Below are 18899 nucleotides of genomic sequence, written 5' to 3'. Positions count from 1 at the left end.
TTGATACTCCTGCCTGTTAATTTCGTAAAAGTGATGTAGCGTATAAGAGTGACTGGCTCCGACATGGCAGGATGGTTTTTCTAGTGCCTATCGGGCCTCAACGCTAGGACGCAGTAGGATAAAAAACATAAAGAGCTCATGTTCTGCAGGGAGGCGGCGACATCGACTCATACACACAGCGTGAGGGCTGCGCCTGATTGGCGCATGAGCCTGTCGTTCACGAGACAACGGGAACACCTCCCCCGATGCCGGCTTACGTCCTGATTCACTCCTGCAACGCGGCAGCGACCGCCGCTGGTGGGCGCAGCCCTAGGAGGCGCTCATCATGGTGCGCCTGACCGCTCTTGTGCTGACCATCCTCATGATGCTGGCTAGCACCGTTACCGGTGCCCAAGAGATGCCCATTGCGGTCGTGGCTCATCCAGACGTGACCACCCAGCACCTGACCCGCGATACCACCCGCGCCATCTTCGCCATGCGTCAGCGTACCTGGCCCGACGGTCAGGCCGTGCGCGTTTACGTGCTAGACAACAACCATCCCGTGCATGCGCGCTTTGCCAAGGAACAACTGGCCGTCTATCCGCACCAGCTGCAGCTGGCTTGGGATCGCATGGTGTTCTCGGGAACCGGGCAGGCCCCCAACAGGGTCCGTGACCAGCGTGAGATGCTCGAGCGCATCGCCACCACGCCGGGTGCCCTGGGATATCTTGAAAGGGAGTACCTGGATGATCGTGTCCAAGTCATTTCGATGGAGTGATGCGCGCTCTGTAATAGCCATCATCGCCGCGCTGACCATGAGTTTCTCGATCCAGGCCCGGGGCGAGGAGCGCGTGCTGGACACCCTCCAGATGCACGGCTTCCTGAGCCAGGCGCTGATCATCACCGACGACAACGACTTCTTCGGCCCCAGCAGCGAAGACGAAGGCAGCTTCAAGTTCACCGAGATCGGCGCCAACGTCTCGCTGCGCCCCCATGAGGACATACTGCTGGCCACCCAGGTGCTGAGTCGGCGCGCCGGGGGGGACGGTAGTAACGCTCGTCCAATGCTGGATTACGGCATCGTCGACTACCAGATGCTCTCGAACCAGCAGCGCACCTTTGGCATCCAGCTAGGGCGCTTCAAGAACCCTTTCGGCTTCTACAACCGGACTCGAGACGTGGCCTTTACTCGACCCAGTATCTTTTTGCCACAGTCGATCTATTTCGATCGCACTCGATCACTAGGCCTGTCCGCCGACGGAGCCAGCGTTTATGCCGAAGAGCGATTCGAAAACGGTATAGTGCGTTTCCAAGGCGGCATAGGCACACCGACGACTCGAGATCTCGCGACACAGCTATTCCCACCCGACCTCGACTCCAGCGTGGATGGCGACACCTCCTCAATCGCTCAGCTGATGTACGAGCATGACGATGGGCGCTTCACTGCCGCTCTAAGCACCGCTGATGTAAACCTCGACCTCAACACCGGCTCACAGCATGGCACATTGAATTTTCAGCCATGGATCCTATCCCTGCAGTACGACACCGGCAGCTGGGCGCTCACCAGTGAATATGCCATCCGCAATCTCGCCGTGTCGGGTCACGGCGCCATACGCGAATCAGACGTTACAGGCGAGAGCTGGTACATTCAGTATTCGAATCGCTTCTATGAGAACTGGCAGTGGTTGATCCGCTATGACAGCTTAATCAGCGATAAGAAAGACCGGTCGGGTAAAGCGTATGAAAAGCAGGGGCTCGGACCGGCCCATTCACGATTCGCAGAAGACATCACCATGGGATTGCAGTGGAGCGTGCATCCACGGATCCTTCTTGCGGCCGAATATCACCATGTCGATGGTACGGCCTGGCTGCCCATTCAGGATAATCCGGTCTCCTCGGAAACCAGCCGTCGCTGGAACATGCTGCTGTTTCAGCTCTCGCTGCGTTTCTGACGACTCTATGTTTTTGGCCCGGAACCCAATGAGATGACACTCTCCTCGTCCCACCAGTCCCGCCACCGGCTCAGCCTGACTTGGCGGGTCATTGCCCTGAGCAGCCTGCTTCTGGTCGGGCTCGTGGTGCTGTTCACCTGGATGGGCCACGAGAATCTGACGCGTCAGTTTCAGGAGAGCCGTTACGAGCATCATGAGCGCCAGCAGCGCGAAATCCGCCTGGCCCTGCAGCGCTCGGCGGAGAACCTTCGTCAGATGGCGGGCCTGGCCGCGGCCTCGCCTCGCCTCGGCCCGCCACTCGAGGCCGGCGATGCGGACGACGTCGAGAAAGCGCTGGCCTCCCAGTGGCCAACCCTGCAGCTCGACGCGGGTATCGACGAGATCCTGGTGGCCGACGCTCGAGGGCGGCTTCTTGGACACTGGGGCTCCGGCCAGTCCGACGGCAGCCTACCGATCCAGGCCTGGGCGCAGCGGGTCATGAGCACCGAGACTCCTATCACGACGCTGCGCTGCAAGACGAACTGTCAGCAGGTGGCCGCCGTCCCAGTGCTGGTGGATGGGGAAAGCGTCGGCATGGTCATGCTATCGCGCTCGCTCGCCGACGTTACGCGCCAGGCTAGAGAGGTCTCCAACGCCGAGGTCGCCCTGCTGGTTACCGGTCCACTGGTGAACCAGAGCCTTGTAGAGAAGCGCAGGATTACAGCCTGGAACGGTTATCTGCTGGCCCTGACGCGCCAGGAAGAGAGCCTGCCCCTGCTGCAGCGGGCTTCGCATCTCGGGCCCATCGGCGCATTACTGCAACGCCCTGTGCAGCTGAAGGACCAGGGGCAGCATCTCGAGCTCAGCGCGGTTCGCATGGATGAGGATGCGGACGGTCGCGGTAACGGCTATTTTCTGCTGATCTCCGATATAACCTCTCAGATCCAGGCCATCAACGAGGACACGCGCACCCTGATGGCGGTTGGAATGGCCGGCTGGCTGGCCGCCGAGCTGCTGCTGCTGATGATCCTGCTGCGCCCCATGGCGCGCCTGCGCCGCATAGCCAGCCTGCTGCCGACGCTTGCCAGCGGGGGCTTCGAGGATGTCAGGGCTGCAATTCCCGCTAGCCGTCATCGACTGCCGGACGAGATTGACGTACTAGAGAGCACCACCCTGTCACTCTCTCGTCAGCTCGAGAAGCTCGAAGGGGAAGTAGAGGAACGCGGCGACCAGCTAGCGACACGCGTCAACGAGCTGGCCAAGGAGCGGGACTTCGTCAACAGTCTGCTGGATACCGCTCGCGTCTTCATCATCGCCCAGGACAGCAGTGGACGGATCAGCCTGGTCAACGACTATACCCGTGCGATGCTGGACCTGGATGATTCCTCGCTGCTGGGCCGCCATTTCGTCGACGTGTTCGAGGCCGGCCGTCCCTCGCCGTTGAGCACATTCGACATTCCCCACCAAGAAGAGCGGACGTTGCATACCCCGGACCAGCGCCTCCATACCATCGCCTGGTACCACGCCCCGCTGCCATCGGGCAGCGACGACGGCAAGGCACGGATCTCGGTGGGGCTCGACATCACCGAACGCAAGGCAGCGGAGGCGCGCCTGACCTGGCTGGCCGAACGCGATCCCCTGACCGAGCTCCACAACCGACGCTACTTCCAGGACGCTCTGCAGCAGGCGCTGTGGCGCGAGTCACGCGGGGCCGTGCTGCTGCTCGACCTGGATCAGTTCAAGGAGGTCAACGAGCTGAGCGGCCACCATGTCGGCGACCGTCTGCTGCGTGAGGTGGCCGAGACCCTCGTACTAAACCTGGGTTATCGCGGGATCATCGCCCGCCTGGGAGGCGACGAGTTCTCGCTGCTTCTGGAACATGCCGATGCGGACCAGGCGATCCAGGTGGCCCAGCACATCTATCAGCTGCTCGACAGCCTGGGATTCACCGCCGCTGGACGACGCCATCGGGTCACCGCGAGTATTGGCATCGCCCTCTTCCCCTCTCACGGCGCGACGCCGGCCGACATGATGGCCAGCGCCGACGTGGCCATGTACAAGGCCAAGGAGAGCGGCATCCAGCACTGGCACCTGCTCTCGCGATCCGAGAATGCCAAGGACGAACTGCAGAAGCGTGTCTACTGGGTCGAACAAGTACGCAGCGCCCTGGCAGAGGACAGCTTCGAACTAGTGGTGCAGCCGATCATGCGGCTGGAGGATCGCGACGTGAAGCACTACGAGGTGCTGCTGCGCATGCGCGATGCCGACGGCAGCCTGATCTCTCCCGCCGCGTTCATCCCGGTCGCGGAGCGCAGCGGACAGATCGTGCAGATCGATCGCTGGGTGCTGCGTCACAGCCTGCAGCTGCTCAGCGAGATACAGGATCGTGGCATCTGCCTGGCAGTCAACCTGTCCGGCCAGTCCCTGCACGATGAAGGCTTGAAGCAGTTCCTGGCCGATGAACTGGCCGCCAGTGGTGCCGACCCCCACCACCTTATCCTCGAAGTTACCGAAACCGCCGCCGTGACCGACTTCTCCACGGCGCGCGGCGTGCTGCAGGCACTTCGCGACCTCGGATGCCGGACCGCCCTGGACGACTTCGGGGTAGGGTTCAGTAGTTTCCACTATCTCGGACAGCTGCCGGTGGACTACATCAAGATCGACGGTTCATTCATTCGCAGCCTGTTGATCAGCCCAGAGAGCCGAGTGATCGTTCAGGCCATCGCGGATATCGCCGCCGGGTTCGGCAAGCAAGCGATTGCCGAATTCGTCGACCAGGAAGCCCTGCTGCCGGTGTTGGAGTCCTACGGAATCGCCTACGGCCAAGGTTTTCATCTGGGCAGGCCGTCGCTACTCAGAGAAACATTCGAGCAAACACACAGCACTGCTACGCAGTGCGGGCTAAAAGGAGGTAGCCGGTGAGAGACGACACAACAAAAGACCAGCGACGGGCCATGCCCGCCCCCTCTGGAAACGATATCGACCCCGACCAGCTTCTCGACCATTTCAGATTGATCATCGCCCACACCCCTGAACAAAAGGAACGGGCTTTTGCTCTTCGGCATGCGGTTTTCCATGAAGAGCTGCATTATGAGATAGGGGAGAAGACTAGCAGCCCACTAGAAAAAGATACGCATGATCAAAACTCTATATTATGCCTTCTTCAGCACAAATCGAGCAACATAGATGCCGGCTGCTTGAGAGTGGTCATCATTGACAGGTCTAACAACCATCCACAAAAAAGGCTGCCGCTGGAAGAATACAGCGGACACAGCTTAGAGGGCTCTGAATTTCATCCCGAAAAATTTCCGAAAAGTTTGATATGCGAAGTATCTCGACTTGCCGTTCACCCGCTTTTCAGGAAAAAAGAAAGCCCGCCCACGGGTACAAGAGGTAAGGACATAAGCAACATCGGCTATAAGAGCGGCGGAAAGCAATCTGCACTTATAAGTTTAAGTTTATTTCTCGCCGCGACTGCTATCGTGGGACTGACCGAACGCCAACATGTGTTTGCCATGATAGAGCCAAGATTCAATAGATTGCTCAAGGCCTCGGGCCTCAGCTTTCAAAAAGCCGGCGAAACTATTTACCATTGTGGCTTAAGAGCGGCCTACTATATCGACCAAAAACAGGCAGAAAACGACCTTCCAGAAAGGGTAAGGCCACTTTACGAGAGAATCAAAAGCAGCCTGAAACAGCAGCTCCCCATACACAATACCGAGAGTAGCGTCACGCGTGGTCTTTTCCAAGAAGTATAGGAGTTCTTCCAAAGCATAAGGAACTACGATGCCACGAAGACATAGCACTGCGGCACTCGCCACCGACGCTCCTGCTCCCGCACCATGGCCTTTGGGGTGATGAGATGCCCATCGCGCGGGGAATTCGCAGTCAGGTGGACGGAGCCAGCATCGTGCTTACCCCGGCGGGCATCTCATCGTTCACCTCGACTTGCCTCCCCGCCGGGCGCGCCCAGGGGTGATCATCCTCACCCGCGCCTTGGCTCGCCGCTGAGTCGGCGGCGGCGTCTCGTCGTCATGACCGTCCGGTTTCTGGAACTCCGGCGTCTGGGACGGCTGCACCATCACCCAGGCAAACACCGGCAGGGCGAGGCCCCAGTAGATGGCCGAGAGCCGCAGCCCCAGGGTGACCCCGAGCCCGGTGACGATGGAGATTCCCAGCGGAGCGGAAAGGGCCTCCAGGCCGACGAAGGCCACGCCGCCGGCGATGGAGGCGGTGGCATATATCTCGCTGCGCAGTACCATGGGCACCCGGCGCGCCAGCACGTCGCGCGTCATGCCTCCGGCCACGCCGGTCAGCATCCCCATCAGCACCGCCACCACGCCGGGCGCCTCGAGCATCAGGGCCTTATGGGCGCCGATCACCGTGAACAGCGCCAGGCCGAAGGCATCGGCCACCGGCAGGAAGCCTCGCGAGAGGCGGTGGATATAGTGGAAACCGAGGATGGAGAGCCCTACGGTGGCGAGGATCACCCAGAGGTAGGTCGGATCGGTCACCCAGAACACCGGCCGCACGCCCAGCACCAAATCACGCAGGGTACCGCCGCCGATCCCGGTCACCGCCGCCAGCACCAGCATGCCGAACGGATCCATCCGTGAGCGGCAGGCCAGCACCACTCCCGAGAGGGCGAAGACGATCACCCCCGCCATGTCCAGCCAGTAGACCAGCCCCGTCACATCGTTTCTCCCCTGTACGCTGGCCGGCAGCATAGCGCATCGCGGCGCGTTTTGGCCTCATCGCGGGCGGTATGGCGCCCGCGGACCGCTCGCTCACGGCAGGTCGCGCCCGAAGCGCGCCAGCTGCATCTCGCGCAGGCGACTGAGCACCCGCCGGAAGGGGAAGGCGAGATAGCCGTGGGGATAGAGCTCGTCCATCGCCACCTCGGCCTCCAGATAGAGCGGAATGCGCCGGTCATAGCACTCGTCGACCAGGGCGATGAAGCGGCGCACGCCGTCGTCATGGCGAGACAGTGCGGGGAAGTCCCGATCGCCGGCCGCGACCCTCGCCACGCCGTCCTCGGTGCCCCGGGCGATGGCGCTTGCCGGATCGTGACGGCTCAGCCGCGGGACCTCGCTCAGCAGCACGTGATCGAAGCGATCGCCGAGGGCGATGAAGTCCAGTGCCGCCAGCGGCGCCTCGCACAGATCGCCATAGCGACACCAGAGCACCCGCTCGCTGCGCCGGATCACGGCAATTTCGCGATGCCCCAGCTCGATGGGGGCGTGGCTCACCGGCTGTTCCTGGCGCAGCTGGTCGAAGACGTCGGACAGGGCGCTCGGCTGTCCGGGGCGCGAGACCCAGTAGCGGGGATGGGCCCGGCCGGGGTGCAGGCGATGGTCCTGGCCGCCGTCAAGCTCGACCACCTGGGTGTGCCGCTCGATGGCGGCAATGGCGGGGAGGAAGCGCTCTCGGTTGAAGCCTTCGGCATAGAGCTGATCGGGGGCCTGGTTCGAGGTGCAGACCAGGGTGATCCCGTGCTCGAACATGGCGCCGAACAGCCCGCCGAGGATCATCGCGTCGGCGATATCGCTGACGAACAGCTCGTCGAGGCACAGCACCCGCACCTCGTCGGCCAGCTCCCGAGCCAGCGCCGTCAGCGGGTCGGCGGTGCCGGAGAGCCGGAACAGGCGGTGATGCACCCAGCGCATGAAGTGGTGGAAATGCTGGCGCCGCGAGGGCACGCCGAGGTGATGCTGGAAGAGGTCCATCAGCCAGGTCTTGCCGCGTCCGACCGGCCCCCAGAGGTAGACCCCGGGCACGCCACCCGGCCCTTCGTGCAAGGCGTGGAAGCAGGCCTCGAGATGCTCGATCGCCCGGTCCTGGGCCGCGTCGTCGACGATGCCGCCACGCGCGAGCGCCTGCCGGTAGGCCGCCTGAGGCGACCTCGCCTCGCCGCCGATCGCGGCGTCACTGTTCCTGCCCTCGATGGTCCTGACGTCGATGGTCATCCCGTTCCCCTGCGAATCCGCTTCCCTACGTGCAGGCGGATCCTACCGCAGAGGGCCCGCCCCGTCCCGGGGCGGGCCCTCTGGGCGGCTTCCCTCTTCGAGCTCAGCCCCGCTGGAAGGGGTAGACTGCGCCGAGGGAAAGGAGCCGCGTCAGCTCATCCAGGGCGGTGAGGGTCTCGGCGGCGAGCTGCGGATCGGCCAGATCCTCCGGGGCCAGGCGATCGCGGTAGTGGCGCTCGACCCAAGCGGTGAGATCGCCGTGCAGGCCGTCGTCCAGCAGCACCCTTCCTGAGAGCGCGGCCCGCTCGGCCGCCGAGAGCACCACCCGCAGACGCAGGCAGGCGGGCCCGCCGCCGTTGCGCATGCTCTGCTTGACGTCCTTGACCACCACTTCCGCGATGGGATTGTGGCCGGCCAGCAGGTGATCCTGGATGGCGCGCCAGACGCTCTCGCGCTCCTGGCACTCGCCGGGCACCACCAGCGTCATGGTGCCGTCGGGATTGGAGAGCAGCTGCGAGTTGAACAGATACGAGGCCACGGCGTCCTCGAGGCTGACCGCCTCCTCCGGCACCCGCACCGGGATCAAGGGCGTCGCCATCTTCGCGCGCAGCTCGTCCAGGGTGCCCTGCTCGTCGAGAAAGGCTCGCTCGTGATAGAGCAGCACCGGGCCGTTGCCCACCGCGATCACGTCGTTGTGGAAGACGCCGGCATCGATCGCCTCGGGATGCTGCTGGGCGAACACCACCTGGGACTCCGTGAGGCCGTGCTGTCGGGCGATCGCCTGGCTCGCCTCCAGGGTCTGGCGGGCCGGGTAGCGTCGCGGCGCCACGCCTTCCCCCGCGCCCCAGCCGAAGGCCGCCCGGCCGTAGACGAACAGATGCACGCCGGGCTCGCCGTACTCGGCGGCGAGCCGGGTGTGGTTGGCCGCCCCCTCGTCGGAGAAGGCTGGCGTCCCCGGCAGCGCCGGGTGATGGGCGAAGTGGCCCTGATCGCGAAAGATCGAGGCCAACACCCGACCGGTGGTGTCCGGCTCCAGGTAGCGGTGAAAGCTCGACTGCAGGTTGGCCGGCGTGAAGTGCACCCGACCATCCGGAGCGTCGGCCGAGGGGGTCACGGTGGCGGCGTTGGCGGTCCACATGCTCGAGGCCGAGCAGACCGCCCGCAGCAACTGCGGCGCCTCGCCGGCCGCCCGGGCCAGCACCTGGGCATCGCTGCCGTGAAAGCCCAGGCGGCGCAGCGCGCCCAGGTCGGGCCGCTGCTGGGGCGGCAACACGCCCTGGGCGTAGCCGGCGTCCATCAGCGACTTCATCTTCCCGAGGCCCTGGAGGGCGGCCTCCTTCGGGTTGGCCACCAGGCCCTGGTGGGTCATGGAGGCCAGGTTGCCCAGCGCCAGGCCGGAGTAGTTGTGGGTCGGGCCGACCAGGCCATCGAAATTGACCTCGCGCGCGTCCACGATCGGCTGCTGCTCGATATCGTTCATTCCATCGCTCATAGCGTCACCCCCGGCGGCAGCGTCTCGGGCAGGGCCAGCGCCTCGCTCTCCATGGAGGCCACCGGATAGGCGCAGTAGTCGGCCGTGGTCCAGTAAGAGCGCGCTGGCAGCGCCCTGGTCGAGATGGACATCAAATTCTGGCTCATAGCGTCACCCCCGGCGGCAGCGTATCAGGCAGGGCCAGCGCCTCGCTCTCCATGGAGGCCACCGGGTAGGCGCAGTAGTCGGCCGCGTAGTAGGCGCTCGGGCGGTGGTTGCCGCTTTCGCCCACGCCGCCGAAGGGCGCGTCGCCGGAGGCGCCGGTGGTCTGGCGGTTCCAGTTGACGATGCCGGCGCGGATGCGCAGCAGGAAGTCGTCCCAGTCGCCGCGCTCGCCGCCGATCAGACCGGCCGAGAGGCCGTAGCGGGTGTCGTTGGCCAGACGCAGGGCGTCGTCCCAGCTGCGGTAGCGGTAGACCTTGAGCAGCGGGCCGAAGTGCTCCTCGTCGGGTATCTCGAGGCCGGTGACGTCGATCAGCGCGGGGCTCAGCAGGCTGGTGCCGGCCTCGAGGCGCTCCATGCGCGAGAGCACCGTGCCGCCGCGGGCCTCCAGGTCGTCCTGGGCCTTGAGCAGGCCGTCGGCCGCCGCCACGTTGGCGAGGCCCGCATAGAAGGGCGCGGGCTCGCTGAACTGACCGGCCACCCGCAGCCGCGAGATGGCATCACTCAGGGCGTCCAGCAGGTGATCGCCCACCTGGCCCTCGGGCACGATCAGCCGCCGGGCACAGGTGCAGCGCTGGCCGCCGGAGAGAAAGGCCGACTGCAGGATGGTCAGCACGGCGGCCTCCTGGTCGGGCACGTCCTTGACCACCAGCGGGTTGTTGCCGCCAAGCTCCAGGGCCAGGATCTTGTCGAACTGATCGGCGAACTGGCGATGCAGGATGCCGCCCACCCGGGCGCTGCCGGTGAACAGCAGGCCGTCGATGCCCGGGTGCGCGGAGAGCGCCTGGCCCGTCGTGGCGGCACCCTGGACGAGGTTGATCACCCCGTCGGGCAGCCCCGCCTCCTGCCAGCACTGCAGGGTGAGGTCGGCGGTCAGCGGCGTCTGCTCGCTGGGCTTGAAGACCACGCTGTTGCCGGCCAGCAGCGCCGGCACCATGTGGCCGTTGGGCAGGTGCCCGGGGAAGTTGTAGGGGCCGAATACCGCCATCACGCCGTGGGGACGATGGCGCAGCACGGCAGTGGCGTCGCCCAGATCGCGGCTGCGCTCGCCGGTGCGCTCCTGGTAGGCGCGCAGGGAGATCGCTACCTTGCCGATCATCGCGCCGATCTCGGTACGCGCCTCCCAGAGGGGCTTGCCGGTCTCGTGGGCGATGGTCGCGGCCAGATCCTCGCGGTGGCGCTCGAGCACCTCGCGAAAGCGCTCCACCAGTGCCTGGCGCTCGGCGAAGGGGGTGCGCGCCCAGGCCGGGAAGGCGGAGCGGGCGGCCGTCACGGCAGCGTCCACCTGGGCCTCGTCGGCCGCCTGGCCCTCCCAGAGACGCTCGCCTCCCACCGGGTCGCGCTTGGTGAAGGTCTCGCCTCGTCCGGCCTGCCAGGTGCCGCCGATCAGCAGTTGTTGTGTTGCCTTCATCACGCCTCCTCCTCGGTATCCAGTATGCGCAGGGTGTCGCCGGAGGCGACCTCCAGCCGACGCGCCTCGCCCTCGTCGAGGGTCACCACGCCATGCTCGTCAGGCCCCCGGCCCAGCCAGGCGGCGCGGAAGCCGGCCATGCCGGTGGTGCCCGCCAGCCAGCGCGGGCGCGGCGTCGCCTCCAGCGTGCCGGCCTTCACTTCCACCCGGCAGCGCCGCGACAGCCGCACGCCGCGCACGTAGTCGATGTAGGCCTCGACGGTTGGGCCGCCGTCGAAGATGTCGATGTAGCCCTCCCAGCGCAGCCCCTGCTTCTTGAGCATGGCCAGCGCCGGGCGGGTGTGTTCGTGGACCTCGCCGATGCAGGCGCGCGCCGCCTCACTGAGAAACGGGGTGTAGATCGGGAACTTGGGCATCAGCTCGCCGATGAAGCTCTTCTGACCGAGCCCGGTGAGCTTGTCCGCCTCATCGAAGTCCAGCGGGAAGAAGTGGCTGCCCAGGCACTCCCAGAAGGGGCTGCGGCCGCGCTCGTCGAAGACGCCGCGCATCTCGGCCAGCACCTTCTCGGGGAAGCGGTCGCGGAACTCGGCCATGAACAGCCAGCGCATCATCGACAGCAGCGCGCCGTTGCGCTGATGGCGGGGATCGCCGCCGCGGTACTCGGGCCTCAGGAACAGCGAGGCCACCTCGGCGTCGCCGGTGTGGTCGGAGCTCAGGAAGAGGGTATCGATGGTGCGGTGCAGGTCGAGCTGCACCGAGGAGTGCGCCAGGGTGCCCAGGCGATAGTGGTAGAACGGCGTCTCGCGCCCCACCTGGCCCTCGATGGCGCAGCAGCCGGCCAGCCGGCCGGTCTCCTCGTCCTCCAGCACGAAGAAGTAGAGTCGCTGGTCGACCGGGGTACGCTCCTCGAAGGCGCTCACCGTCGAGGCGATCCGGGCGGCCAGGAACTCGCGGTTGTCGGGCAGCGAGGTGAAGCCCACGCCGGTCTCCCGGGCCAGGGCCTGGAGTTCGTCGATATCGGTCTCGACGATCGGTCTCATGCGCATTACAGCTCTCCCTCGTCGTAGCCCGGTTCGTCGGCGTCGGCGCCCGGCAGCGCCAGGGGGGCGGCCAGCACGGCGCGGCCCTCCTCCACGCCCAGCAGCTCGGCGTGCTCGGGCGAGAGCATCAGCTGCCCGGTGGGCGACAGCGCGTAGCGCGCCACCACGCAGCGGAAGTCCGCCAGCCGCTGGTTGGCGATCATGGCCGGCTCGGCGTCGGGCAGGGCATGGGCCGGGCGGATACGCACCGGGTGCCAGGCGGCGCGGCGAAAGCTCGCCAGGCGCTCGCGTTCGCCCTTGATCACCGGGCCGGCATCGAAGATGTCCACGTGGCGGCTGCGCAGGAAACCCTCGGCCAGCATCTCGTTCATCGCCGACTCGTGGTCGGGATGCTCGCGACCGATGGCGGCACGGGCCTGGGGCGTGAGCAGCGCCAGGTAGAGCGGGAACTGCGGCATCACCTCGGCGACGAAGCTCTTCGAGCGCACCCCGGCGAAGTAGTTGATCTCCTGGTAGTCGCGCACGAAGAAGTGGCGGCCCACGCTGTTCCAGAACGGCGACTCGCCCTGCCCGTCCAGGTAGCCCGGGAAGGCCATGGCGAGCAGGTCGGCGAAGCGCTCGGGATACTGGCTGATGAACATCAGCCGCGCGCGGCGCAGCAGGCTCTCGGCGCTGGTGCCCTTGTAGCGGGCATCCAGCGACAGCGCGCAGAGCAGGGTCGCGTCGGAGACCTCGTGGGAGAGCGCCAGGGTCGGCACCTCACGACGCACGTCGAGCTGCTGGGAGGCGTGGATCAACGTCTCCTGGCGATAGGTGTAGTAGGCCTCGCGGGCGCCGGCCTGGGCGCGGATGGTGGCGGTGCCGGCCACCTCACCGCGCTCCAGGTCCTCGAGCACGAAGATGTAGTGCTCGTCACCGGGCGCGTCGATGTCGCCGGCGAAGGCGCGCTGGGAGCGCGCGATGCGCTCCTCGAGGCGGTCACGGTGGGCCGGCAGGTTGGTCAGGCGCGGCGTGGCGCTGCCAGCCAGCCGCTCCAGGGACGGCAGGTCCGCCGGGCGAACGGGACGAATGACCAGCATGGCAGGATCTCCGGTGGGGGATGAGTCGTCGCGCAGAGGGGAGCCGCGGCTCACTGCCCCGCCACCAGCCGCGCCACTGCCCGCTCGAGGCGCGCCATGCCCTCGTGGATGTCCGCCTCTGGGATCACCAGCGACGGCGCCATGCGCAGCACGTTGGGCCCGGCGATCAGCGCCATCAGGCCCTCCTCGATGGCCAGCGGCAGGATCTCCTTGGCGCGCCCCTCGTACTCGTCGGACATCTGGGCGCCCATCAGCATGCCCATGCCGCGGATCTCCTTGAACACGCCGTACTGGCGGTTGATCGCCTCGAGGTGCTCGCGGAACAGATCATGGCGGTACTTGACGCCCTCGAGCACCTCGGGAGTGTCGATGTACTCGACGGCGGCCAGCGCCACGGCGGAGGCCAGGGCGTTGCCGCCGTAGGTGGAGCCGTGGGTGCCGATGGCCATGGCCGGGGCGATGGCGTCGGTGGTCAGCATGGCGCCCACCGGGAAACCGCCGCCCAGCGACTTGGCGCTGGTCAGCACGTCCGGGGTCACCCCGTATTCCATGTAGGCGTAGAGCGAGCCGCTGCGGCCGACGCCGGTCTGCACCTCGTCGAAGATCAGCAGCGCCTGGTGCTCGTCGCACAGCGCGCGCAGCCCCTCGAGGAATTCCTGGGTGGCCGGCACGATGCCGCCCTCGCCCTGCATCGGCTCGACCATCACCGCGCAGGTGTCGTCGCCCATCAGCTCGCGCACCGCCTCGAGATCGTTGAACTCGGCGTGCAGGATACCGCCGGGGATCGGCCCGAAGCCCTGGGAGTACTTGGGCTGGCCGCCGACGCTGACGGTGAAGAAGGTGCGGCCGTGGAACGACTGGCGGAAGGAGATGATCTTGTCCTTGTGCTCGCCATGCTCGTTATAGGCCCAGCGGCGTGCCAGCTTGAGGGCCGCCTCATTGGCCTCGCCGCCGGAGGAGCAGAGGAACACCTTGTCGGCGAAGGTGCGCTCGACCAGCGCCTGGGCGAGCTTCAGGGCCGGCTCGTTGGTGTAGACGTTGGCCAGGTGCCAGAGCTTGTTGGCCTGCTCGGTGAGGGCATCGACCAGCACCGGGTGGCAGTGGCCGAGGGCGTTGACGGCGATGCCGCCGGCGAAGTCGATGTACTCCTTGCCTTCCTGGTCCCACAGGCGGCTCCCCTCGCCGCGCACCGGAATCGCCTTCTGGGGGGCGTAGTTGGGCACCATGTACTGGTCGAAATCGGCGCGGGTCGGGGTCTGGCTCATGTGGTTCTCCATTCTCGGAATGACGATATTTTCTATCACTCGAGTATAGGGAGAGCCGGGTCGGGAAGCTTTCAGCAATGGGACGGGGAGTTGTGTAAAAGGATGGGGTAGGCTGAAGATACCCATCCACCAGGAGTCCCTCATGCTCAACACCACGGCCTGGAACCGGGTCCGCTATGGACTCTACGCGCCGGTCTACGACCTGGTGGCCGAGCGCGCCTTCCGCGAGGCGCGCCGCCGGGCCGTGGCGCAGGTGGACTGGCGCCCCGGCATGCGGGTGCTGCTGGTCGGGGCCGGCACCGGACTCGACCTGCCCTGGCTGCCCCGCGACATCGAGCTGCACGCCACCGACCTGTCGCCGGCCATGGTGCGGCGCCTCGAACGCCGCGCCGAAAGCCTCGGTCGAGATGTCCAGGCCGAGGTGATGGACGCCGAGCGGCTCGACTATCCCGACGATCACTTCGATGTGGTGGTGATGCACCTGATCCTGGCGGTGATGCCCGACCCGGCGCGGGGACTGGCGGAGGCCCGCCGGGTCCTGAAGGGCGACGGCCAACTCTGCGTGATGGACAAGTTCCAGGCCGACGCGCGCCCGGCGAGCCTGCCCCGCCGCGGCCTCAACGCCCTCACCTCGGCCATCGCCACCGACATCACCCGCCAGGCCCGGCCGCTGCTTTGCGAGGCCGGCTTCGTCATCGAGCAGGACACCCCGGTGATGATGGGCACGCTGTTTCGCGCCCTGCTGGCCCGCCCCGGCTGATCGTTCACCGCGCCCGAGCACGTCCACCGCAAGGCCTTCAGCCCAGGCGTTCCTCCCGGGGCGTGATGCCGAAGTGGTTGCGGTAGGCGGTGGAGAAGTGGGCCGCCGAGGAGAAGCCGGTCAGCAGGGCGATCTCGCCGGCGGGGTGGTCGCTCTCGCGCAGCAGGCGACGTGCCCGCTGCAGGCGCAGGTCCAGGTAGTAGCGGCTGGGCACGGCCTGCAGGTACTTCTTGAAGAGCCGTTCGAGCTGACGCCGCGAGATGCCCAGGTGCTCGGCCAGCTCATGGGTGGTCAGCGGCTCCTCGATGTTGGACTCCATCAGCGCCACCGCCTCGGCGAGGCTCTCGGGAGCATGGCCGAGCCGCGAGCGCAGCGGCATCTGCTGGGGCTCGTCGCCCATGCGGATGCGCTCCAGCACGAAGTGCTCGGAGATGCGCTCGGCGAGCCGGGGGCCGTGCTGGCTGCCGACCAGAGTCATCATCATGTCCATGGCCGCGGTGCCGCCGCCGCAGGTCAGGCGGTCGCGGTCGATCTCGAAGAGCTGGCGCGAGAGGCGCACCTGGGGGAAGTCGTCGGCCACGGCGTCGAAGCGCTGCCAGGGCAGCGCAGCCCGATAGCCGTCGAGTACGCCGGCCCGGGCCAGCACCTCGGTGCCGCCGCCGATACCGCCCAGCAGCACTCCGGCACCGGCGAGCCGACGCAGCCAGTCGACCAGCGCCTCGGGGACGCGACCGGCGAGCGGCCCGGGGGCGCACACCAGCAGCAGGTCCAGCGGCTCATCCACTTCGCCGATGCCGGCCTGGGGCATCAGCGCCTGCTGGGAGGCGCTCGCCACCGGGCCCGAGGCGGTCGCGAAGGTGGTGAGCCGATAGAGCGAGCGCCCCTCCAGCCGATTGGCCACGAACAACGGCTCGGTGGCGCAGGCCTCGGCTAGCAGGGAGAAACCGGGCAGCACCACCACGCCGACATGCCGTGAAATCGACATGCTCGGTGAGGCCATCGAAGACTCGGGCATGGGGCGCTCTCGTTGCGGGTGAAAGGTCACATTCTATCCAATGGCGACGCGCTCGACAGCCGTCCAGACGCGACGACGCCGGGCACGGAGCCCGGCGTCGCAGCGCAAGGAAGACGAACGGTCAGCCACCCAGGCCGAACACCAGCAGGCCGATCACCACGGCGGCCACCGCTCCGATCAACACGAGCAGCAGCCACGACATTCCGCCGGCGTCCTGCCTGGCCTCGGGCTGCTCCGCGTCCGGCTCGGGGTGCTCGAAGTCCTCGGGCTGGCTCACTTCCTTGAGATGCTGCAGTTCCTCTTCCGGCGTCTTGCTGTCGCGGGTATCCATGGCACGACTCCTTCACTAAAGAACCGATCCCGCGCCATGCCCACCTGCCGCAAACGCGGGTCCTACAGGTTCACGACATCGAAATCGGCCACCGGGTTCACCTCGGCGTCGTAATCGACATCGTCGCGCTCGAAGCCGAACAGCTTGAGGAAGTCGTGCTTGTAGCCGGCGTAGTCGGTGATCTCGAAGAGGTTCTCGGTGGTCACCTGGGGCCACAGGTCCTTGCAGGCCTGCTGAACGTCGTCACGCAGTTCCCAGTCGTCCAGGCGTAGGCGGCCGGCCTCGTCGGTCTCGGCGCTGCCGCCATAAAGCCGCTCGCCGAACAGGCGGTTGAGCTGGTCGATGGTGCCCTCGTGCAGGCCCTTCTCCTTCATCACCCGGTAGACCATGGCGATGTAGAGCGGCATGACCGGGATGGCGGCGCTGGCCTGGGTGACCACCGACTTGAGCACCGCCACGTTGGCGCCGCCGCCGGTGGCCGCGAGGCGCTGGCCGATCTCGCTGGCGGCGCGATCCAGGTCTTCCTTGGCTTTGCCCAGCGCCCCGTGCCAGTAGATCGGCCAGGTGATCTCGGTGCCGATGTAACTGAAGGCCACGCTGCGCGCGCCCGGTGCCAGCACGCCGGCGCGGTCCAGGGCATCGATCCACAGCTCCCAGTCTTCGCCGCCCATCACCGCCCTGGTGTCCTCGATCTCCTGCTCGGTGGCGGGCTCGACCTCGGCCTCGATGATGGCGTCCTTGTTGGTGTCGATGGCGGTGGCGCGGTAGGTCTCGCCGATCGGCTTGAGGCTGGAGCGCTTGAGCTCGCCCGAGTCGGGCAGCTTGCGCACCGGCGAGGCCAGCGAGTAGACCACCAGGTCCACCTGGCCCATGTCCTGCTGGATCAGCTCGATGGCCTTCTCACGCGCTTCATGGGAGAAGGCGTCGCCGTTGATCGACTTGCTGTAGAGCCCTTCCTGCTTGGCGAACTTGTCGAAGGCCGCACTGTTGTACCAGCCGGCGGTGCCGGGCTTCTTCTCGGTGCCCGGCTTCTCGAAGAACACGCCCAGGGTGTCGGCACCGTAGCCGAAGGCCGCGGTGACGCGCGCCGCCAGGCCGTAGCCGCTGGAGGCACCGATCACCAGCACCTTCTTGGGGCGCGGCTCTCCGTCACCCAGGGCCTTGTCCAGCCCCCGTGCACGGGTCGCCTCGATCTGCTCGAGCACGTTCTGCTCACAGCCGACGGGATGAGTGGTGGTGCAGATGAAACCGCGAACCTTGGGCTTGATGATCACGACAGACCTCGTTTTTGCTGACGGACTCGACGGCCTGACACGGCCGCCGAACTCGAATGAGTGACACGAACGCATGGGCCGTGCCGGAGTGGGCCACATTCTAGCGGCAAGGGCGCCGGCTGTCCGCCCTTGAGGCTACTGCCCGGCTGGTGCAGGATTGCCGGCGACGCCCGAGCGGCAAACCTGGCAGGAGAGAGTGGATGGATGCGCAGACCCTGGTCGATGAGCGCGGCGAGCTGTGGCTCGCGCTGGCCCCGCTGTGGCTGGAGCGTGAGCCCCGCGAGACCGACTACGCGCACATGGTCGCCGAGATCGAGCGCCACGAGCTGAGCCTGCGCGACCTGGAGTGGATCTTCCGCCTGGAGCTCGCCCCGGTGATGGCCCGCCACCAGCTGTCGGTGGCCGGCGAGTGGCGCTCCTTCGACGACTATCAGCTGATGCAGCAGCTGGTGTCCCACAACCTGCGGCTCAAGGGCTGGCGGCGCAAGAGCTGGGCGCTGTTCTCGGGGCTGACCACCATGATGACGCGCCACCGCTGGAACGAGCTGATCGGGCGGCTGATGGTCGAGCGCGGCGAGACGCCCTGACCCTGGCGCGAGGAGCCTGCGGTACGAGCCTGCGGCCCGAATGAGAGTGATGATAAGCCGGCGCGAGCGCCAGTGGATCAGGACTCGTCGAGGGCCTTCTCGAGCGCCTCGAGAAGCTCCGTCTCGCCGTCGCGCGGGGAGAAGCGCCGGATCACCCGGCCATCGCGACCGACCAGAAACTTGGTGAAGTTCCACTTGATCATGCCGGTGCCCAGCATGCCCGGCGCCTGGCGCTTGAGTTCGACGAACAGCGGATGGGCGCCGCTGCCGTTGACCCGTACCTTCTCCATCAGCGGGAAGGAGGCCCCGAACTCATGCTCGGCGAAGCGGCTGAAATCCAGCGCCGATTCGGGCGACTGGCGAGCGAACTGGTTGCAGGGGAAGGCCAGCACGGTAAAACCGCGGTCACGGTAGCGCACATAGAGGTGCTCGAGGTCGCGCAGCTGCGGGGTGAAGCCGCACTGGCTGGCCACGTTGACGATCAGCAGCACCTGGCCCCGCAGGGCGCGGAGGTTGAAGGGCTGGCCGCTCTGGGTGCGGCATTCGTGGTCATGAAGGGTCATGGATC

Annotated in this window: 18 protein-coding genes; 6 read left to right on the top strand and 12 right to left on the bottom strand. The window is 66.5% G+C overall.

Translation table 11 applies throughout. The annotated features are described in order from the left end of the window. Positions 1 to 361 precede the first annotated feature (361 nt). Genes RSO68_RS08230 through RSO68_RS08215 form a run of 4 tightly spaced genes read left to right on the top strand, consistent with a single transcriptional unit; the run spans position 362 to position 5668 of the window. Positions 362 to 757 carry a hypothetical protein gene (locus tag RSO68_RS08230; RefSeq protein ID WP_089852303.1) on the top strand — a complete coding sequence of 132 codons (396 nt, stop codon included), beginning with the start codon at positions 362 to 364 and terminating at the stop codon, positions 755 to 757. After that, positions 726 to 1931, top strand: coding sequence for a hypothetical protein (locus RSO68_RS08225; protein ID WP_315586235.1), 1206 nt, complete (start codon positions 726 to 728; stop codon positions 1929 to 1931). The genes RSO68_RS08230 and RSO68_RS08225 overlap by 32 nt, the downstream gene beginning before the upstream one ends. A 33-nt stretch (positions 1932 to 1964) precedes the next feature. Then, on the top strand, positions 1965 to 4832 hold the full coding sequence (locus tag RSO68_RS08220; RefSeq protein ID WP_089852469.1) for a bifunctional diguanylate cyclase/phosphodiesterase: 2868 nt from the start codon (positions 1965 to 1967) through the stop codon (positions 4830 to 4832). Then, entirely contained in the window at positions 4829 to 5668 is an 840-nt protein-coding gene (locus RSO68_RS08215; protein WP_315586234.1) for a PEP-CTERM/exosortase system-associated acyltransferase, read from the top strand. The genes RSO68_RS08220 and RSO68_RS08215 overlap by 4 nt, the downstream gene beginning before the upstream one ends. A 180-nt stretch (positions 5669 to 5848) precedes the next feature. Here RSO68_RS08215 and RSO68_RS08210 read toward each other — a convergent pair whose 3' ends face one another. The 8 genes from RSO68_RS08210 to RSO68_RS08175 form a co-directional block, all read right to left on the bottom strand. Further along, a complete protein-coding gene (locus tag RSO68_RS08210) occupies positions 5849 to 6604 on the bottom strand; it encodes a trimeric intracellular cation channel family protein (protein WP_089851422.1) in 756 nt (251 codons plus the stop codon). Between the two features lie 93 nt (positions 6605 to 6697). Next, positions 6698 to 7876 (bottom strand): cell division protein ZapE, encoded by a 1179-nt coding sequence (gene zapE, locus RSO68_RS08205; RefSeq protein ID WP_315586233.1) that lies wholly within the window; start codon positions 7874 to 7876, stop codon positions 6698 to 6700. Between the two features lie 103 nt (positions 7877 to 7979). After that, positions 7980 to 9356, bottom strand: coding sequence for an N-succinylarginine dihydrolase (gene astB / locus RSO68_RS08200; RefSeq protein ID WP_089851426.1), 1377 nt, complete (start codon positions 9354 to 9356; stop codon positions 7980 to 7982). A gap of 8 nt (positions 9357 to 9364) precedes the next feature. Then, on the bottom strand, positions 9365 to 9514 hold the full coding sequence (locus RSO68_RS08195) for a hypothetical protein (RefSeq protein ID WP_315586232.1): 150 nt from the start codon (positions 9512 to 9514) through the stop codon (positions 9365 to 9367). Continuing rightward, positions 9511 to 10980 carry a succinylglutamate-semialdehyde dehydrogenase gene (gene astD, locus RSO68_RS08190; protein WP_315586231.1) on the bottom strand — a complete coding sequence of 490 codons (1470 nt, stop codon included), beginning with the start codon at positions 10978 to 10980 and terminating at the stop codon, positions 9511 to 9513. Before astD ends, RSO68_RS08195 begins: the two co-directional genes overlap by 4 nt. After that, positions 10980 to 12026, bottom strand: coding sequence for an arginine N-succinyltransferase (gene astA, locus RSO68_RS08185; RefSeq protein WP_315586230.1), 1047 nt, complete (start codon positions 12024 to 12026; stop codon positions 10980 to 10982). Before astA ends, astD begins: the two co-directional genes overlap by 1 nt. Beyond that, positions 12026 to 13099 carry an arginine N-succinyltransferase gene (locus tag RSO68_RS08180; protein WP_315586229.1) on the bottom strand — a complete coding sequence of 358 codons (1074 nt, stop codon included), beginning with the start codon at positions 13097 to 13099 and terminating at the stop codon, positions 12026 to 12028. The genes astA and RSO68_RS08180 overlap by 1 nt, the downstream gene beginning before the upstream one ends. A 50-nt stretch (positions 13100 to 13149) precedes the next feature. After that, positions 13150 to 14364, bottom strand: a complete 1215-nt coding sequence (locus RSO68_RS08175) for an aspartate aminotransferase family protein (protein ID WP_315586228.1) — start codon at positions 14362 to 14364, stop codon at positions 13150 to 13152. Between the two features lie 142 nt (positions 14365 to 14506). Between RSO68_RS08175 and RSO68_RS08170 the strand changes: the two genes are divergently transcribed. Further along, on the top strand, positions 14507 to 15124 hold the full coding sequence (locus tag RSO68_RS08170; RefSeq protein ID WP_315586227.1) for a class I SAM-dependent methyltransferase: 618 nt from the start codon (positions 14507 to 14509) through the stop codon (positions 15122 to 15124). A 37-nt stretch (positions 15125 to 15161) separates the two neighbouring features. Here RSO68_RS08170 and RSO68_RS08165 read toward each other — a convergent pair whose 3' ends face one another. The 3 genes from RSO68_RS08165 to fabV form a co-directional block, all read right to left on the bottom strand. Continuing rightward, entirely contained in the window at positions 15162 to 16139 is a 978-nt protein-coding gene (locus tag RSO68_RS08165) for a GlxA family transcriptional regulator (RefSeq protein WP_315586226.1), read from the bottom strand. 121 nt (positions 16140 to 16260) lie between these two features. Continuing rightward, positions 16261 to 16470, bottom strand: coding sequence for a hypothetical protein (locus RSO68_RS08160; RefSeq protein WP_089851440.1), 210 nt, complete (start codon positions 16468 to 16470; stop codon positions 16261 to 16263). Between the two features lie 62 nt (positions 16471 to 16532). Beyond that, positions 16533 to 17744 carry an enoyl-ACP reductase FabV gene (gene fabV, locus RSO68_RS08155; RefSeq protein ID WP_315586225.1) on the bottom strand — a complete coding sequence of 404 codons (1212 nt, stop codon included), beginning with the start codon at positions 17742 to 17744 and terminating at the stop codon, positions 16533 to 16535. 200 nt (positions 17745 to 17944) lie between these two features. On the opposite strand from fabV, the gene RSO68_RS08150 reads away from it, so the two are divergent. Then, complete coding sequence (locus RSO68_RS08150; RefSeq protein ID WP_089851444.1) at positions 17945 to 18331, top strand: DUF7079 family protein; 387 nt, start codon at positions 17945 to 17947, stop codon at positions 18329 to 18331. 77 nt (positions 18332 to 18408) lie between these two features. On the opposite strand, the gene RSO68_RS08145 is transcribed toward RSO68_RS08150, so the two are convergent. Then, positions 18409 to 18894 carry a glutathione peroxidase gene (locus tag RSO68_RS08145; RefSeq protein WP_315586224.1) on the bottom strand — a complete coding sequence of 162 codons (486 nt, stop codon included), beginning with the start codon at positions 18892 to 18894 and terminating at the stop codon, positions 18409 to 18411. Between the last annotated feature and the right edge of the window lie 5 nt (positions 18895 to 18899).

It is taken from the genome of Halomonas saccharevitans (assembly GCF_032333995.1).
In the GTDB taxonomy this organism is placed as follows: Bacteria; Pseudomonadota; Gammaproteobacteria; order Pseudomonadales; family Halomonadaceae; genus Halomonas; species Halomonas saccharevitans.
Note: the sequence above shows the minus strand (reverse complement) of the source record. Positions and strands in the feature narration are given on the sequence as shown.

What these genes read in the sequence shown, in the direction of transcription:
- RSO68_RS08230 (WP_089852303.1), top strand. Translation starts at nt 362, where the DNA reads ATGATGCTGGCTAGCACCGTTACCGGTGCCCAAGAGATGCCCATTGCG.
- RSO68_RS08225 (WP_315586235.1), top strand. Translation starts at nt 726, where the DNA reads ATGATCGTGTCCAAGTCATTTCGATGGAGTGATGCGCGCTCTGTAATA.
- RSO68_RS08220 (WP_089852469.1), top strand. Translation starts at nt 1,965, where the DNA reads ATGACACTCTCCTCGTCCCACCAGTCCCGCCACCGGCTCAGCCTGACT.
- zapE (WP_315586233.1), bottom strand. Translation starts at nt 7,876, where the DNA reads ATGACCATCGACGTCAGGACCATCGAGGGCAGGAACAGTGACGCCGCG.
- astB (WP_089851426.1), bottom strand. Translation starts at nt 9,356, where the DNA reads ATGAACGATATCGAGCAGCAGCCGATCGTGGACGCGCGCGAGGTCAAT.
- RSO68_RS08195 (WP_315586232.1), bottom strand. Translation starts at nt 9,514, where the DNA reads ATGAGCCAGAATTTGATGTCCATCTCGACCAGGGCGCTGCCAGCGCGC.
- astD (WP_315586231.1), bottom strand. Translation starts at nt 10,980, where the DNA reads ATGAAGGCAACACAACAACTGCTGATCGGCGGCACCTGGCAGGCCGGA.
- astA (WP_315586230.1), bottom strand. Translation starts at nt 12,026, where the DNA reads ATGCGCATGAGACCGATCGTCGAGACCGATATCGACGAACTCCAGGCC.
- RSO68_RS08180 (WP_315586229.1), bottom strand. Translation starts at nt 13,099, where the DNA reads ATGCTGGTCATTCGTCCCGTTCGCCCGGCGGACCTGCCGTCCCTGGAG.
- RSO68_RS08175 (WP_315586228.1), bottom strand. Translation starts at nt 14,364, where the DNA reads ATGAGCCAGACCCCGACCCGCGCCGATTTCGACCAGTACATGGTGCCC.
- RSO68_RS08170 (WP_315586227.1), top strand. Translation starts at nt 14,507, where the DNA reads ATGCTCAACACCACGGCCTGGAACCGGGTCCGCTATGGACTCTACGCG.
- RSO68_RS08165 (WP_315586226.1), bottom strand. Translation starts at nt 16,139, where the DNA reads ATGCCCGAGTCTTCGATGGCCTCACCGAGCATGTCGATTTCACGGCAT.
- RSO68_RS08160 (WP_089851440.1), bottom strand. Translation starts at nt 16,470, where the DNA reads ATGGATACCCGCGACAGCAAGACGCCGGAAGAGGAACTGCAGCATCTC.
- RSO68_RS08150 (WP_089851444.1), top strand. Translation starts at nt 17,945, where the DNA reads ATGGATGCGCAGACCCTGGTCGATGAGCGCGGCGAGCTGTGGCTCGCG.
- RSO68_RS08145 (WP_315586224.1), bottom strand. Translation starts at nt 18,894, where the DNA reads ATGACCCTTCATGACCACGAATGCCGCACCCAGAGCGGCCAGCCCTTC.